Annotated in this window: 14 protein-coding genes; 11 read left to right on the top strand and 3 right to left on the bottom strand. The window is 67.8% G+C overall.

The window, feature by feature from the left end:
• Window positions 1-89 precede the first annotated feature (89 nt).
• Window positions 90-638: a NifU family protein gene (locus XM1_RS02525; protein WP_068429216.1), complete on the top strand. Its 549-nt coding sequence runs from the start codon at window positions 90-92 to the stop codon at window positions 636-638.
• Between the two features lie 246 nt (window positions 639-884).
• Window positions 885-1,730 (top strand): glucosaminidase domain-containing protein, encoded by an 846-nt coding sequence (locus XM1_RS02520; protein WP_068429214.1) that lies wholly within the window; start codon window positions 885-887, stop codon window positions 1,728-1,730.
• 32 nt (window positions 1,731-1,762) lie between these two features.
• Here XM1_RS02520 and XM1_RS02515 read toward each other — a convergent pair whose 3' ends face one another.
• The 3 genes from XM1_RS02515 to XM1_RS02505 all read right to left on the bottom strand — a co-directional run bounded on the left by XM1_RS02515 (window position 1,763) and on the right by XM1_RS02505 (window position 6,816).
• On the bottom strand, window positions 1,763-2,533 hold the full coding sequence (locus tag XM1_RS02515; RefSeq protein WP_068429211.1) for a bacteriohemerythrin: 771 nt from the start codon (window positions 2,531-2,533) through the stop codon (window positions 1,763-1,765).
• A 132-nt stretch (window positions 2,534-2,665) separates the two neighbouring features.
• Complete coding sequence (acnB, locus tag XM1_RS02510) at window positions 2,666-5,251, bottom strand: bifunctional aconitate hydratase 2/2-methylisocitrate dehydratase (protein WP_068429208.1); 2,586 nt, start codon at window positions 5,249-5,251, stop codon at window positions 2,666-2,668.
• Between the two features lie 635 nt (window positions 5,252-5,886).
• The gene (locus XM1_RS02505; RefSeq protein WP_068429202.1) at window positions 5,887-6,816 is read right to left on the bottom strand and encodes a DUF1848 domain-containing protein; all 930 of its coding nucleotides are present in this window, start codon (window positions 6,814-6,816) and stop codon (window positions 5,887-5,889) included.
• A gap of 252 nt (window positions 6,817-7,068) precedes the next feature.
• On the opposite strand from XM1_RS02505, the gene XM1_RS02500 reads away from it, so the two are divergent.
• From XM1_RS02500 to XM1_RS02460, 9 genes are all read left to right on the top strand, one after another.
• Window positions 7,069-8,898 carry a lytic transglycosylase domain-containing protein gene (locus tag XM1_RS02500; RefSeq protein WP_231920671.1) on the top strand — a complete coding sequence of 610 codons (1,830 nt, stop codon included), beginning with the start codon at window positions 7,069-7,071 and terminating at the stop codon, window positions 8,896-8,898.
• A gap of 175 nt (window positions 8,899-9,073) precedes the next feature.
• Complete coding sequence (locus XM1_RS02495; protein ID WP_068429196.1) at window positions 9,074-9,505, top strand: HPr kinase/phosphorylase; 432 nt, start codon at window positions 9,074-9,076, stop codon at window positions 9,503-9,505.
• The gene (gene rapZ / locus XM1_RS02490) at window positions 9,505-10,422 is read left to right on the top strand and encodes an RNase adapter RapZ (RefSeq protein ID WP_068429193.1); all 918 of its coding nucleotides are present in this window, start codon (window positions 9,505-9,507) and stop codon (window positions 10,420-10,422) included. Before XM1_RS02495 ends, rapZ begins: the two co-directional genes overlap by 1 nt.
• Window positions 10,423-10,492: 70 nt before the next feature.
• Window positions 10,493-10,900: a PTS sugar transporter subunit IIA gene (locus XM1_RS02485; protein ID WP_068429190.1), complete on the top strand. Its 408-nt coding sequence runs from the start codon at window positions 10,493-10,495 to the stop codon at window positions 10,898-10,900.
• Window positions 10,900-11,193, top strand: a complete 294-nt coding sequence (locus tag XM1_RS02480; protein WP_068429187.1) for an HPr family phosphocarrier protein — start codon at window positions 10,900-10,902, stop codon at window positions 11,191-11,193. Before XM1_RS02485 ends, XM1_RS02480 begins: the two co-directional genes overlap by 1 nt.
• 10 nt (window positions 11,194-11,203) lie before the next feature.
• Window positions 11,204-13,012 (top strand): phosphoenolpyruvate--protein phosphotransferase, encoded by a 1,809-nt coding sequence (gene ptsP, locus XM1_RS02475; RefSeq protein WP_068429184.1) that lies wholly within the window; start codon window positions 11,204-11,206, stop codon window positions 13,010-13,012.
• A gap of 20 nt (window positions 13,013-13,032) precedes the next feature.
• Window positions 13,033-13,449, top strand: coding sequence for a cupin domain-containing protein (locus XM1_RS02470; protein ID WP_068429182.1), 417 nt, complete (start codon window positions 13,033-13,035; stop codon window positions 13,447-13,449).
• Window positions 13,450-13,452: 3 nt separating this feature from the next.
• A complete protein-coding gene (locus XM1_RS02465) occupies window positions 13,453-14,046 on the top strand; it encodes a zeta toxin family protein (RefSeq protein WP_082700342.1) in 594 nt (197 codons plus the stop codon).
• Window positions 14,039-14,335: a hypothetical protein gene (locus XM1_RS02460; protein WP_068429177.1), complete on the top strand. Its 297-nt coding sequence runs from the start codon at window positions 14,039-14,041 to the stop codon at window positions 14,333-14,335. Before XM1_RS02465 ends, XM1_RS02460 begins: the two co-directional genes overlap by 8 nt.
• The last annotated feature ends 46 nt before the right edge of the window (window positions 14,336-14,381 follow it).

Here is a 14,381-nt window from a genome sequence, read left to right as displayed (position 1 = left end):
CGGTCCCTTACTTCCTACTCCTTGACTCGGAGATAGGTGACGCCATCTACTATGGGGCAGTTTTCGTGCCCCGAATCGTAAGGACCCCCATGTTCATCCAGACCGAACCCACCCCCAATCCCGCCACCCTGAAGTTCCTCCCCGGCACCGTGGTGATGGGCCAGGGCACCGCCGATTTCGCCGATGCGTCGCGCGCCTCGGGCTCGCCGCTCGCCACCCGCCTGTTCGCCATCGACGGCGTGGGCAGCGTGTTCCTCGGCACCGACTTCATCACCGTTGCCAAGGCCGATGCCGCCGACTGGCAGGTGGTCAAGCCCCAGGTGCTGGCGGCCATCATGGACCACTACAATTCCGGCGACCCGGTGATCAATCCCGGCTCCGAGGCGGCCGCCGCCACCGGCGACGACGACGGCATCGTCATGCAGATCAAGGAGCTGCTCGATACCCGCGTGCGTCCGGCCGTGGCCCAGGACGGCGGCGACATCATCTTCCGCGCCTTCGAGGATGGCATCGTCTACCTGCACCTGCAGGGCGCCTGCTCGGGCTGTCCCAGCTCCAGCGCCACCCTGAAGCACGGTATCGAGAACATGCTGAAGTATTATGTTCCCGAGGTGATGGCCGTTCAGGCGGTGGACTAACCACCTCTGATCGCACGCTTTGTTGGACGCGTCCCGAGCCCTCGGCCCGGGGCGCGTTCTTTTTTTGTTCATATGCCGGGCGGTTTTTGGTTGATCTAGCTCAATGGCCTCGGGTAAGGTCGTTGCCGATATTGCACTGCAACAAAACGGAGGCCGCCCGATATGCGACCCGGGTCGATCGGATCCCGAATCTTCACAGCCGCCAGTTTCGCCGCCCTTTTGGGCGCAGTTGGCGGGCTCTACTGGATGGTTCTTCAAGACAAAGCCGCGCCCGTCGCGGTCCCCCGTCCCCTGGTGAGCGAGGCCGTACAGCCGCAAGGCGCGATCCTCACCGGCGACGACGTCAGCAACGCTGCCCGGCTCAACGCCGCCCTCGACCGCATGGGCTATCGCCTCGAAGCGGTGGCGGCCGGTCAGGCCGATGTGCCGCCGCTGTTCCTGCCCAATGTTCCCGGCGACATCGACGACCTGCCCGACATCGAGGGCAAGAAGGCGGTGTTCCTGCGCGTCATGCTGCCCCTGGTGCTGGCGGTGGACGAAGAGATCGCCGCCGAGCGCTCGCGCCTGCTCGACATCATGAACCGCAAGGCCAACCGCCTGCACATCGCCGCCTCGGATCAGGCCTGGCTGGCCGATCTGGCCAACCGCTACGAGGTCGACGACGGCAATCTGCGCAAGCTGCTGTCGCGCGTCGACGTGGTGCCGCCGTCCCTGGCGCTGGCCCAATCGGCCGAGGAATCCGGCTGGGGCACATCGAAGCTGGTGCGCCGCTCGCGCAACCTGTTCGGCCATACGGTCGAGGCCTCGGCCGACGGCTCGGGCATGCGCAACTTCACCACGCTGTACGAGGCGGTGCGCGCCTATGTGCACAACCTCAACACCCACCGGGCCTACGAGGGTCTGCGCCGGGCGCGCGCCCAGACGCGCGGCGAGGGAGGGCAGCCGGACGGCCATGCCATGGCGGCGGCGCTGTCTAGCTATTCCGAGCGCGGCGACGCCTATGTCCAGACGATCCGCACCCTGATCCGCCGCAACGAGCTGAACCGCTACGACCAGGCCCGCCTGGGGCGGCTGCAGGTCCGGCGCGGCTGAACGCCACGGCAAGGCGGGCGCTCGCGCCCGCCTTAAGCCGTCAGATCCTGGCGGTCGATGCCCAGGATATGCTCCATCACCCAGAACCGCAGGTAATGGTCCACCAGGACGCCAAGGTCGTGCCCATCGGCGGCCGCCAGCTCGTCCAACTGGGCCAGCATGCGGGCATGCTCGGCACGGTGATGGGGCAGCGGCCGGCCCCTCGCCTCCAGATACCGCTCCTCGGCGGCGAAGTGAGCGCGGGTCAGCTCGAGAAACCGGCCCAGCAGATCGGCGCAGGCGGCATGCGCCCGGGCCTGGGCGGCGCATGACATCTGGTTGAACAGGTCCACCATCGCGCGATGCTGGTCGTCCACCCAATCGATGCCGATGACCATCAGGTCGCTCCACTTCAGGACCGGATTGCCGGAATGGGCGCGGACGGCGTCCCAATAGGCGGCATCCTCCAGCATCTCGTGGTCCAGCAGGGTCTGCTCCAGCTCGTCGAGGATGAAGTGGCGGGCGGTGGGCGTCCCGAACAAATCCAGCGATTCGAGGATGCCGTCCAGGCGCCGAAGGATCACGGCATGGGCGCCGTCATGGCTGGCCGCCGCGTCGAAGCCCGCGCCGCTGAAAATCACCTTCTCCACCGCGAAATGGCGGGCGAGCGCACGGCGGAATTCGACCAGGGCCGCCCCGAACGCCGCCGACCCGTCATCGTCGCGCGCCGCCAGCACCGCCTGGTGAATCAGCGTGTTCAGCCGGTCGTGCTGCTGGTCGATGAGGGGATTGCCACTGGGCGGAATTCGACGGGTCTGGGACATGGCCTCCACCACGGAGCGTGGGGCTACATCGACAGCATGCCATGGTGGCAATGAGACAGCAACGATCATCAGAAGGAGAAAAACCCCCGCCGGCTGCCCGGCGGGGGTTTCGCTTGATCAATTACGTCCGGGTCAGACGGCGACCTTGGCGGCCACGTCGCTGAACTCGGCGATCTTGTCGAAGTTCATGTAGCGATAGACGTCGGCGGCCTTGGCGTTGACCACGTTCACCTGCTCCAGATACTCGGCGACCGTCGGGATCTTGCCCATCAGGGCGCAGACGGCGGCCAGCTCGGCGGAGCCGAGATAGACATTGGTGTCGATGCCCAGACGGTTGGGGAAGTTCCGCGTCGAGGTGGACATGGCGGTCGAGCCCTTGCGGATCTGCGCCTGGTTGCCCATGCACAGGCTGCAGCCCGGCATTTCCATGCGCGCGCCCGACTTGCCCAACACCGAGTAGTAGCCTTCCTCGTTGAGGATCATGGCGTCCATCTTGGTGGGCGGCGCGATCCACAGGCGGGTGGGGATGTCGGACTTGCCCTCCAGCACCTTCCCGGCGGCGCGGAAGTGACCGATATTGGTCATGCACGAGCCGATGAACACCTCGTCGATATGGGCGCCGGCCACTTCGGACAGCAGCTTGACGTCGTCGGGATCGTTCGGGCAGGCGACGATGGGCTCCTTGACGTCGGCCAGATCGATCTCGATCACGGCGGCGTATTCGGCATCGGCGTCGGGGGCCAGCAGGTCCGGCTTCTTGATCCAGGCCTCCATGGCCTTGATGCGGCGGCCCAGCGTGCGGGCGTCCTCGTAGCCGTTGGCGATCATCCACTTCATCAGGGTGATGTTCGACGTCATGTACTCGATGATCGGAGCCTTATCCAGGCGCACCGAGCAGGCGGCGGCCGAACGCTCGGCGGCGGCGTCGGACAGTTCGAACGCCTGTTCGACCTTGAGGTCGGGCAGGCCCTCGATCTCCAGGATGCGGCCGGAGAAGACGTTCTTCTTGCCCTTCTTCTCCACGGTCAGCAGGCCGGCGCGGATGGCGTAGAGCGGGATGGCGTTGACCAGGTCACGCAGCGTGACGCCGGGCTGCATCTTACCCTTGAAGCGGACCAGCACCGATTCCGGCATGTCCAGCGGCATGACGCCGGTGGCGGCGGCGAAGGCCACCAGACCGGAACCGGCCGGGAAGGAGATGCCGATGGGGAAGCGGGTGTGGGAATCGCCGCCGGTGCCCACGGTGTCGGGCAGCAGCAGACGGTTCAGCCACGAGTGGATGACGCCGTCGCCGGGGCGCAGCGCCACGCCGCCGCGGGTGGAGATGAAGCCCGGCAGCTCGCGGTGGGTCTTGACGTCCACCAGCTTGGGGTAGGCGGCGGTGTGGCAGAAGGACTGCATCACCATGTCGGCGGAGAAGCCGAGACAGGCCAGATCCTTCAGCTCGTCGCGGGTCATGGGGCCGGTGGTGTCCTGCGAACCGACCGTGGTCATCTTGGGCTCGCAATAGGTGCCGGGGCGCATGCCCTTGCCCTCGGGCAGGCCACAGGCGCGGCCGACCATCTTCTGGGCGAGGCTGAAGCCCTTGCCGGTGTCCTTGGGCACTGCCGGCAGGCGGAACAGGGTGGAGACCGGCAGACCCAGGGCCTCGCGGGCCTTGGCGGTCAGGCCGCGGCCGATGATCAGCGGAATGCGGCCGCCGGCGCGCACTTCGTCGAAGATCACCTCGGACTTGACGGTGAACTCGCTGATGACCTTGCCGTCCTTCAGCGCCTTGCCCTCATAGGGACGCAGCTCGACCACGTCGCCCATGTTCATCTGGTTGACGTCCAGCTCGATGGGCAGCGCGCCGGCATCTTCCATGGTGTTGTAGAAGATGGGGGCGATCTTGGTGCCGAGACACACGCCGCCGAAGCGCTTGTTCGGGACGAACGGAATGTCCTCGCCGGTGAACCACAGCACGCTGTTGGTGGCCGACTTGCGCGACGAGCCGGTGCCCACCACGTCGCCCACATAGGCCACCAGGTTGCCCTTGGCCTTCAGGGCCTCGAGCTGCTTGATCGGGCCGCGGTTGCCGGGCTCGTCCGCCTCGATGCCGGGGCGGGGGTTCTTCAGCATGGCCAGCGCATGCAGCGGAATGTCGGGACGGCTCCAGGCGTCGGGCGCCGGCGACAGGTCGTCGGTGTTGGTCTCGCCGGTCACCTTGAAGATGGTGACGGTCAGCGACTTCGGCACTTCGGGACGCGAGGTGAACCACTCGGCGTCGGCCCAGGACTGCAGCACGCCCTTGGCGTTGGCGTTGCCCTTGTCGGCCAGCTCCTTGACATCGTGGAAGAAGTCGAACACCAGCAGGGTCTTCTTCAGGCCTTCGGCGGCCACGGCGCCGACCTTGGAATCGCCCAGCAGCTCGATCAGCGGCTTGACGTTGAAGCCGCCCAGCATGGTGCCCAGCAGTTCGGCGGCCTTCTCGCGGCTGATCAGGGCGCAAGGAACAGTGCCCTTGGCCACCTTGTCCAGGAATTCGGCCTTGATCTTGGCGGCGTCGTCCACGCCGGCGGGAACGCGATAGGTGATCAGATCGACGAGGGCCTGCTCCTCGCCCTTGGGCGGGTTCTGCAGCAGGCCGACCAGGGCCTGGGTCTGCTCCGCCGACAGCGGCAGGGGGGGAATCCCGAGCGCGGCGCGTTCGGCGACATGCTGGCGATAGGCTTCAAGCACGGCGTAATCCTCTCGATCAAGGTTGCGGCCCCACTTCCGGGTGGTTCGGCCGATCCGTTGGACGCACGCAAACGCCGCGACCTTGGCTGCCGCCGAGGCCCCCGGTGTCCGGTGCGCAGGATACCACCCTTAAGTGGGGGTTCAAGCGGAAGAAAACTACCCCCAACGCCCGCCCGGGGAAAAGACAAATTCTTGGGCCCGCTCCGCATGGCGTCCATGAAATCGCCACAATTGGCCCCGATGATCCTCGCCATGGCCCTCCGCAAGGCCGTCGCTCCCCCGTCCCCTCTCGAGCGACAGCCGGCCAGACGCGGCGGCCGGTGCTTCCCCCCCTAGCATCGGCCGCCGCACTTATTTTTTTCAGGTCCCTCAATTGCCGGGCGCCGCCGGTGGCGGCTTGGCTTCCGCCGCATAAGCGGCGCGGCCCTTTGGGCCTATGGATTCAGGTCCCTCAATTGCCGGGCGCCGCCGGTGGCGGCTTGGCTTCCGCCGCATAAGCGGCGCGGCCCTTTGGGCCTATGGATTCAGGTCCCTCAATTGCCGGGCGCCGCCGGTGGCGGCTTGGCTTCCGCCGCATAAGCGGCGCGGCCCTTTGGGCCTATGGATTCAGGTCCCTCAATCGCCGGGCGCCTTCCTCACAGCAGGGTCGGCGGCTTTTCCTTTTGCTCCAGCCAGGGCGGCGGCAGCAGGAATTCGGACTCGGGGTCGTGTTCGGCGTGGCGGCGCTTGGCCAGGGTGCGGCTGCCTACCGCATAACAATAGGTGCAGCCGTGCGGGCAGGTGTCGTATTCGCCCAAATCCCGGCTTTCATGGCACAGGCAGCCGGGACGGTTGCCCTTGACCTTGGCGTTGATCCGCCGGTCCAGCCCCCAGCCCCTGGCCACGTCCTCCAGCCGCCTTGCGTCGATGCACGACGACGGCTCGATGCCGGGCGCCAGCAGGTCGGGCTGCGAGCACAGCGTCAGGCGGATGCCGTGGCCAGCGCCCCGCTCGGCCAGACGGAGCAGCAGGGCGCGCTTGTCCTCGGGCGGCGGATCGCTCCAGCCGAAGCGATGGGCGCGGGCGGCCGCGGCCAGATTGCGTTCGGTCTTGCGGTAGATGGTGGCGAAGGACACCGACACCTCGTCGGCGACGCCGTCGAGCCGGGCCGCCAATTGGGCGAAGTTCTCCTCGTGCCAGTCGAGCGGCGTCAGCGAGGTGGCGAGAATGGGATCATAGCGCCACACCACCACGCGGGGACCATGGGTGCGGGCCAGTTCGGCCATCAGGGAAAGCGAGCGCTCCACCTCGATCACCGAACTTTCCAGGGCGCGGGGATAGCCGGTCAGGGTGCAGTGAAGGGCGAACGGCATGTCCGCCCGGCGAACCTCCGCCAGGGCGTCGCGGAACGGTCCCGGATTGCGGGTCCAGAACACGAAGCCGTCCACGCCGGAGCGCAGCGCGATGGTGGAGACCTGCCGGCCATAGGGATTGACCGCCTTGGCCCATCCCGCCCGGAACCGGTTGAGGAACCAGCGGCTGTAAAAGGCGGGAATGTCGGTGCGATAGCTGGCCGAGACGATCATTCCCCCATTATGAAGCTTGCGGCCGAGTCCTGCCACAGCGACTCTGAGAGGCAATTTATCTCATTGTTTTCACAGGTGAATTTACAATTCATTCATGAATCGCGAGTCATTTTTCGTTGCTCTGGCGGAGGGGGTCATTTATAAAACCGCTGACCACGATTGGTTTTGTCGATAACCCCGTGGTCCGATCCCGGCGCGCGATCCGCGGGCGACGGGCGAATCGGACCACCCGCGTATCAGAGGAGAACAGCCTTGCGCGACAGGCTCCTCCCGGCAGTGATGCTGGCGATCATGGCAGCCACCTCCCCGGCCCTGGCGGGCGAAACCGCCAAGACGGAGAAGGTGCGAATCGCCGCCGCCGATGGCGCCCAGACGGCCGCCATCCTGCCCGGCTCCAATCGTGAAGCCCGCGTCGCCCCCTTGCCCAAGCCGCTGTCCGCCGCCGACGCCGAGCATTATCGCCGGGTGATGGCGCTGCAGGCCTCGGGCCAGCTGGCCGCCGCCGACCGCGAACTGGGCAAGATCGGCGACGAATTGCTGAAGGGCCATGTGCTGGCCGCCCGCCTGCTGGCGCCCGGCGCCAAGCCCAAGTTCCAGGAAATCCGCGCCTGGCTGTCCGAATACGCCGACCTGCCCCAGGCCGAGGCGATCCACAGGCTGGCCAAGGGCGTCAAGGGGGGCAAGGGCGTCGGCGCGCTGCGCAACCCGGCCAAGGGCGGCCTCAAGGGCACCGGCATCGAGTTCGAGGCCGACGGCGCCACCTGGGAAGAGGTGGCCTACGACGTGGAATCGTCGCCGGCCAAGGTCAAGACCTTCAAGGCCAAGCTGCGTCAGGCGTTGCGCGACGAGGAGCCGGCCCGCGTCGAGGCCATGCTGGCCTCGAACGAGGCCCAGGCCATGTCCGCCCTGGATTTCGACCGCATGCGCCTGATGGTCGCCGCCGACCATTTCGCCGGCGGCCGCGACGAACCCGCCGCCACCCTGGCCGGCCTGTCGGCCGAACGCTCGGGCGAAAGCCTGCCCGCCGCCCACTGGATCGCCGGATTGGCGCAGTGGCGCCAGGGCAAGCCCGACCTGGCGCGCCGCCATTTCGAGGAAGTGGCAAAGTTTGCCGATGGCCAGGAATGGCTGTCGGCCGCCGGCGCCTACTGGGCGGCGCGGGCCAATCTGGTGACAAGGCGTCCCGAGGCGGTCAACCACTGGCTGGAGCTGGCCGCCACCTCGCAGCGCTCCTATTACGGCCTGCTGGCCCGCGCCGGGCTGGGCCACGACAACCAGTTCTCGTGGGAGGTCCCGCCCTTCACCGAGGGCGATTCCGACCTCTTGATGCGCATTCCCGGCGCGCGCCGCGCGCTGGGCCTGCTGCAGCTGGGCGACCGCGCTGCGGCCGAGGAAGAGCTGCGCAAGCTTTACCCCAATGCCGGCAAGGGCGTGCGCCAGTCCATGCTGGTCCTGGCCTATGCCGGCCAGATGCCCGCCTTGGCGGTACGCCTGGGCGGCTCGCTGCCGCGCGAGAACGGCCGGGTGCACGACGCCGCCGCCTTCCCGGTCCCCGACTGGACGCCCAAGGGCGGCTGGCAGGTGGACAAGGCCCTGGTCTTCGCCCTGGTCCGCCAGGAATCCTCCTTCAACCCCAACGCCCGCTCGGGCGCCGGCGCCGCCGGACTGATGCAGCTGATGCCCGCCACCGCCGCCGCCGTCGGCGGCCGGGGGGCCAAGGACCGCCTGCACGATCCCGAGCACAATCTGGGCCTGGGCCAGCGCTACGTCGCCAAGCTGCTGGACGAGCAGCCGGTCAACGGCAACCTGCTGCTGATGGCCGCCGCCTACAACGCCGGTCCCGGCAATCTGGGCCGCTGGCTGGCCAATATCCGCCACAACGACGATCCGCTGCTGCTGACCGAAAGCCTGCCGTCCAGGGAAACCCGCTCCTTCGTGCAGCGGGTGATGACCAGCTACTGGATCTATCAGAGCCGGCTGGGCCAGCAATCGGACACCCTGGAGGCGGTGGCGTCGGGAGAATGGCCGCTCTATTCCGGCCAGGACCCGGTGCAGCCCAAGCCCCGCAAGGCAAGCCGCTGATCCAAGGCCCGAACACTCGGGCCTTGGCTAGGCCCAAGGGGCCGCGCGCCTTATGGCGCGGGAGCCTAGCGCGCGGAGGCGCGCGCCCGGCGATTGAGGGCGATGCTTCAAGCGTCGCGCTGATCCCTATTCTCCCCGGCTTGACACCGGAAGGTGGCGTCGCCACCCTTTTCCCATGATTCTCGTTCACGGCACCTGCGTGGCCATATCGGGCCGCGGAATCCTGCTGCGCGGCCCCTCGGGCGGCGGCAAGTCGGATCTGGCCTTGCGGCTGATCGACGGTGGCGCCTTGCTGGTGGCCGACGACCAGACCCGGCTGGAGCGCGATGGCGACGGGCTGGTCGCCAGCCCGCCCGCCACCATCGCCGGCATGATCGAAGTGCGCGGCCTGGGGCTGGTCCGCCTGCCCTATCTGGAGCGGGCGCCGCTGGAACTGGTGATCGACCTCGTCTCGTCATCCGGGGTGGAGCGACTGCCCGAGGCGAACACCTTGGAATTGCTGGGATTGCCTGTCCGCCACCTGCGTCTGGCCCCCTTCGAGGCGTCGGCGGCGGCAAAGGTTCGCCTTGCGATGCGCGCCTCGACGCGAGATATAATGCCGCCGTGATGAGCGACCTGCACTCCAGCCCGACGGATAGGATTCCGGCCAGCCCGAAGACCGGCGACAGCCGCGTGGTGATCGTCACCGGCATGTCCGGGGCGGGCAAGACCATGGCGTTGAAGGCGCTGGAGGACATGGGCTGGGAGGCGGTGGACAACCTGCCGCTTTCGCTGGCCGCCAGTCTGGTGCGCCCGGGCGAGGGCATGGCGCGTCCGCTGGCGCTGGGCGTCGACATCCGCACCCGCGATTTCGGGGTCGAGCCGGTGCTGGCGGCGCTGGACCGCCTGATCGGCGAAAGCGGGCTGGACGTGCGGCTGCTGTTCCTCGACTGCGAGGACGACGTACTGTGCCGCCGCTTCACCGAGACGCGGCGCCGCCATCCCATGGCGGTGGACCGGCCGCTCCTGGACGGCATCCGCCACGAGCGCGCCCTGGTCTCGCCTCTCAGGTCGCGCGCCGACGTGATGATCGACACCACCAACCAGCCGCCCGCCGAGTTCAAGCGGGCGCTGGCCGGGCATTTCGGGCTGGAAAGCGCCGGCGGGCTGGTGGTGTTCGTCACCTCCTTCGCCTACCGCAACGGCCTGCCGCGCGAGGCCGACCTGGTATTCGACGCCCGCTTCCTGGCCAACCCCCATTACGTGCCCGAGCTAAAAGCCCTCACCGGCCGCGATGCGGCGGTGGCCGATTACGTGGCCGCCGACCCGGCCTTCGGCCCGTTCCTGGACTCGCTCACCCGCCTCTTAGAGCCGCTGCTGCCGCGCTTCGCGGCCGAGGGCAAGAGCTACCTCACCATCGCCATCGGCTGCACCGGCGGCCGCCACCGTTCCGTCGCCACCGCCGAGCGCCTCGCCGAATGGATGAAGCGCCGCGGCGAGCAGGTCGAGCTTCGCCATCGCGAACTCGACGAAGGGGGTTCATGATGTCACTGTGCAAGACTCGCGGGATCGGGGCCGGTGGAACCGGCTTGTCACCCGCCCAAGGGGGATTGAGATGATCGGACTGGTACTCGTCACCCACGGCCGGCTCGCCGACGAACTCGTCGCCGCGCTCGAGCACGTGGTCGGGCCGCAGCCCAACGTCGCGGCGGTATGCATCGGCCCCGACGACGACATGGAGCAGCGCCGCAACGACATTCTGTCCAGCGTGGCCCGCTGCGACGACGGCTCCGGCGTGGTCGTGCTGACGGACATGTTCGGCGGCACGCCGTCCAACCTGGCCATCTCCATCATGGACAAGGCCAAGGTCGAGGTGATCGCCGGCGTCAACCTGCCCATGCTGATCAAGCTGGCCAGCGTGCGCCATTCCGAGCCCCTGGCCGACGCCGTCGCCAGCGCCCAGGAGGCCGGACGCAAGTACATCAACGTCGCTTCCAAGCTGCTGACCCAGGATCGCAAGTAATGTCGGACGTGACCCATACCGGCGGCGAACTGGTCCGCACCGCCGCCATCACCAACCAGCGCGGCCTGCACGCGCGCGCCGCCGCCAAGTTCGTCAAGCTGGCCGCCACCTTCGACGCCCAGGTCACCGTCGGCCATCGCGGCACCGAGGTGTCGGGGCTGTCGATCATGGGCCTGATGATGCTGGCCGCCGCGCCTGGCTGCTCCATCGAGCTGAAGGTGAGCGGAGCCCAGGCCTCCGAGGCCATGGAGGCCCTGTTCGACCTGGTCGACCGCAAGTTCGACGAAGACTGACGCCAATTCCATGACGACGCGCAGGGGGGGCACGGCGGACGGACGGAACAGGGCGGGGACCCGCCCGAGTTGCGCGTCCGGCGGCGAGATCGTGCGCGATGGCCTGGGCGTTTCGCGCGGCATCGCTATCGGCACCCTTTACCTGCACGATTCCGGCACCATCGCCGTGCCCGAGCGGCGCATCACCGCCAACCGGCTGGACGCCGAATGCCTCCGCTTCACCGAGGCCGCCGCCAATGCCGGCCATCAGGTGGAGCAGCTGCAGGACAAGGCCGGGCGCTTAGGGGGTGCTGCGGGCGAGGAACTGGGCTACCTGCTGGACGCCTACCGCCAGATGCTGCACGGCTCGCGCCTGCTCAGGGGCGTGGAAAGCCGCATCCGCTCCGAGCGCATCAACGCCGAGGCCGCCGTCCAGCAGGAGATCAACGAGATCGTCCGCGGCTTCGAGGCCATGGAGGATCCCTACCTCGCCGCCCGCGTCGCCGACATCAAGGATATCGGGCGGCGCCTGCTGCGCGCGCTCACCAACACCGTCTATCGCCCCTTCACCGCCCTGCCCCGAAACGCGGTGATCGTCGCCGAGGAGATGACCCCGGCCGACACCGCCCTGCTCGACCCCGCTTTGGTGGCCGGCCTGGCCGCCGCGGTCGGCGGCAGCGAAAGCCACACCGCCATCATGGCCCGCTCGCTGGGCCTGCCCGCAGTGCTGGGCATCGCCGACCTGCTGACCGGCGCCAAGGGGGGCGAGACGGTCATCGTCGACGGCGCCAACGGCCTGGTGGTGATCAATCCCCTGCCCGAAACCCTGGCCCATTACCGCCGCGAGCGCGCCGCCTTCCTCAAAGCGCGCCGGGTGCTGGCCCGGCTCAAGGACGTGCCGGCGGTCACCCGCGACGGCGGGCGCATCGGCCTGCAGGCCAACATGGAGCTGCCCAACGAAGTGGCGTCCGTGCTGGATTCGGGGGCCGAGGGCATCGGCCTGCTGCGCAGCGAGTTCCTGTTCATGAACCGCGACGACGTGCCCAGCGAGGACGAACAGTACCGCATCCTGAAAGACGTCATCGAGCGCATGGGCGGGCGCAGCGTCACGGTGCGCACCTTCGACGCCGGCGGCGACAAGCTGGCCCCCGCCCTGGGCTGCACCATCGGCCCCAATCCCTCGCTGGGTCTGCGGGCCATCCGCTTGGGGCTTGCCCGCCAGGACCTGCTGGAGGCCCAGCTGGCCGCCATCCTGCGCGCCTCGGTCCACGGGCCCGTGCGCATCCTGATCCCCATGATCGCCACGGTGGGCGAACTGCGCGCCACCCGCGAGGTGATGAACCGGGTGGTGCGCCGCCTGCGCAAGGCCAAGGTCGCGCTGCCCGACCCGCTGCCGCCGCTGGGCGCCATGATCGAGATCCCCGGCGCGGCGCTGTCGGCCGACGCCATCGCCTGGCACGCCGATTTCTTCGCCATCGGCACCAACGATCTGGTGCAGTACACCCTGGCCATCGACCGCGCCGACGAGGCGGTGGCCCATCTCTACAACCCGCTGCACCCGGCGGTGCTGCGCCTGATCCAGTTCACCGCCCAGGCCGCCCAGCGGGCCAGCATCCCGGTCAGCGTCTGCGGCGAGATGGCCGGCGACCCCCGCTACGCGCCGCTGCTGCTGGGGCTTGGCCTGCGCGAGCTGTCCATGACCACGTCGAACCTGCCGGTGGTCAAGAACCGCATCCGCTCCATGTCGCTGGCCGCCGCCGAGGGACTGGCCCGCACCATCATGGAGCAGACCGATTCCGGCAAGATCGGCCAGTTGCTCGACGAATTCGAGAGCCGCTGAAGCATAAAGGGGAAACCGCCATGCGCGTCCTGTTCGTCACATTCCTGGCCCTGCTGCTGGGGGCCGGTCACGCGGCGATCGCCCAGAACGCCTACCCGTCCGTGGAATTGCTGTCCACCGCCACCACGGTGATGGGCGAGCCCATCCGCTATCCCGACAGCGGCCCGGCCAAGGTGACCTCGACCATCGTCACCCTGGGGCCGCATTCCGAGGCGGCGCTGCACCTCCATCCCGCCCCCATGTACGCCTATATCCTGGAGGGCGAGGTGGTGGTGGATTACGGCCCCCACGGCAAGCGCACCTTCACCCAGGGCCAAGCCCTGGTGGAGACCATGGCCGTGCCCCACAAGGGGATCAACCTCACCGACCGGCCGGTACGCATCCTCTGCGTCTTCATGGGTGCCGAGGGGACGGCCAATGTCAGCCTGGTGAAGTAGCTCATGCCGGCTGAACGCCCCTGGATGTGGATTATCGGCGGCCCCAATGGAGCCGGCAAGACCACCCTGGCCAAGGCGATTCTGGGCGAAGCGTTGGAAACGGCTGTTTTTCTCAACGCCGATGAGATTGCCAAGGAACTGGGAGGCTTCCCCGCGCCACACGTGATGGCGGCCAGGATGCTGATCGACGCCGTCGATTTCTCCATCGCCGCCAAGCGGTCGTTTGCCGTGGAAACGACCCTTTCAAGCCGCCGCTATCTCCGCATTGCCCAACAGATCCAGGCCGGAGGGGCATTCGGGAACAATTTCTGGCGGGTCGGGCTTCTCTACGTGGGACTGAGGAACGCCGACATGGCGGTTGCCCGAGTTGCTCACCGCGTCGCCTCGGGAGGCCACCATATCCCCGAGAAGGACATTCGACGGCGCTTTGTCCGATCGTGCGGATTGCTCCCGCATTATATGCATGGGGTTGATCGATGCCTGGTCTTCGACAACAGTGGCGCCGTTCCCCATCTATTGCTTGATCATTGGGGAACACCCGGCCCGGTGGAGCCGGCCCGCTTTCCTTGGGATATGGAGGGAGAGTCCGATGACTGAGCGCCAGCGATTCGATGACGTCTGGGCCCGCGAGATCGAACGCCGCTTCCAGGCCGAAGTGCTCCGTGAGACGAAGCAATGGTGGACCCGCAAGGCCATCGAAGGCTTGGCCGATTCCCATGGGCTGAAGCTCCGCTGGCAATCGGAGTCGCTGTGCTTCGTGTCCCATCCCATCGGTCTGGATGGATTGGTCGCCCTTCGGGTCGGCGAACGGATCACGGACGACCAGATTGCCCAACTGGAAGATTTGAAGGGGCTGGCGGCCGCCTCAACCCCCATGCCCACATAAAGATATCTTTATATCATGTTGCGTTTTGGCTTAAGGCCTGCTACAC

Origin of the sequence: Magnetospirillum sp. XM-1, assembly GCF_001511835.1 — a bacterium.
In the GTDB taxonomy this organism is placed as follows: domain Bacteria; phylum Pseudomonadota; class Alphaproteobacteria; order Rhodospirillales; family Magnetospirillaceae; genus Phaeospirillum.
This window is presented reverse-complemented; position numbering and strand designations above follow the sequence as displayed.

Excerpts from the sequence above, each read along its gene's own strand:
- XM1_RS02525 (WP_068429216.1), top strand. The coding sequence starts at position 90 with ATGTTCATCCAGACCGAACCCACCCCCAATCCCGCCACCCTGAAGTTC.
- XM1_RS02520 (WP_068429214.1), top strand. The coding sequence starts at position 885 with ATGGTTCTTCAAGACAAAGCCGCGCCCGTCGCGGTCCCCCGTCCCCTG.
- XM1_RS02515 (WP_068429211.1), bottom strand. The coding sequence starts at position 2,533 with ATGTCCCAGACCCGTCGAATTCCGCCCAGTGGCAATCCCCTCATCGAC.
- XM1_RS02505 (WP_068429202.1), bottom strand. The coding sequence starts at position 6,816 with ATGATCGTCTCGGCCAGCTATCGCACCGACATTCCCGCCTTTTACAGC.
- XM1_RS02495 (WP_068429196.1), top strand. The coding sequence starts at position 9,074 with ATGATTCTCGTTCACGGCACCTGCGTGGCCATATCGGGCCGCGGAATC.
- rapZ (WP_068429193.1), top strand. The coding sequence starts at position 9,505 with ATGAGCGACCTGCACTCCAGCCCGACGGATAGGATTCCGGCCAGCCCG.
- XM1_RS02485 (WP_068429190.1), top strand. The coding sequence starts at position 10,493 with ATGATCGGACTGGTACTCGTCACCCACGGCCGGCTCGCCGACGAACTC.
- XM1_RS02480 (WP_068429187.1), top strand. The coding sequence starts at position 10,900 with ATGTCGGACGTGACCCATACCGGCGGCGAACTGGTCCGCACCGCCGCC.
- ptsP (WP_068429184.1), top strand. The coding sequence starts at position 11,204 with ATGACGACGCGCAGGGGGGGCACGGCGGACGGACGGAACAGGGCGGGG.
- XM1_RS02470 (WP_068429182.1), top strand. The coding sequence starts at position 13,033 with ATGCGCGTCCTGTTCGTCACATTCCTGGCCCTGCTGCTGGGGGCCGGT.
- XM1_RS02465 (WP_082700342.1), top strand. The coding sequence starts at position 13,453 with ATGCCGGCTGAACGCCCCTGGATGTGGATTATCGGCGGCCCCAATGGA.
- XM1_RS02460 (WP_068429177.1), top strand. The coding sequence starts at position 14,039 with ATGACTGAGCGCCAGCGATTCGATGACGTCTGGGCCCGCGAGATCGAA.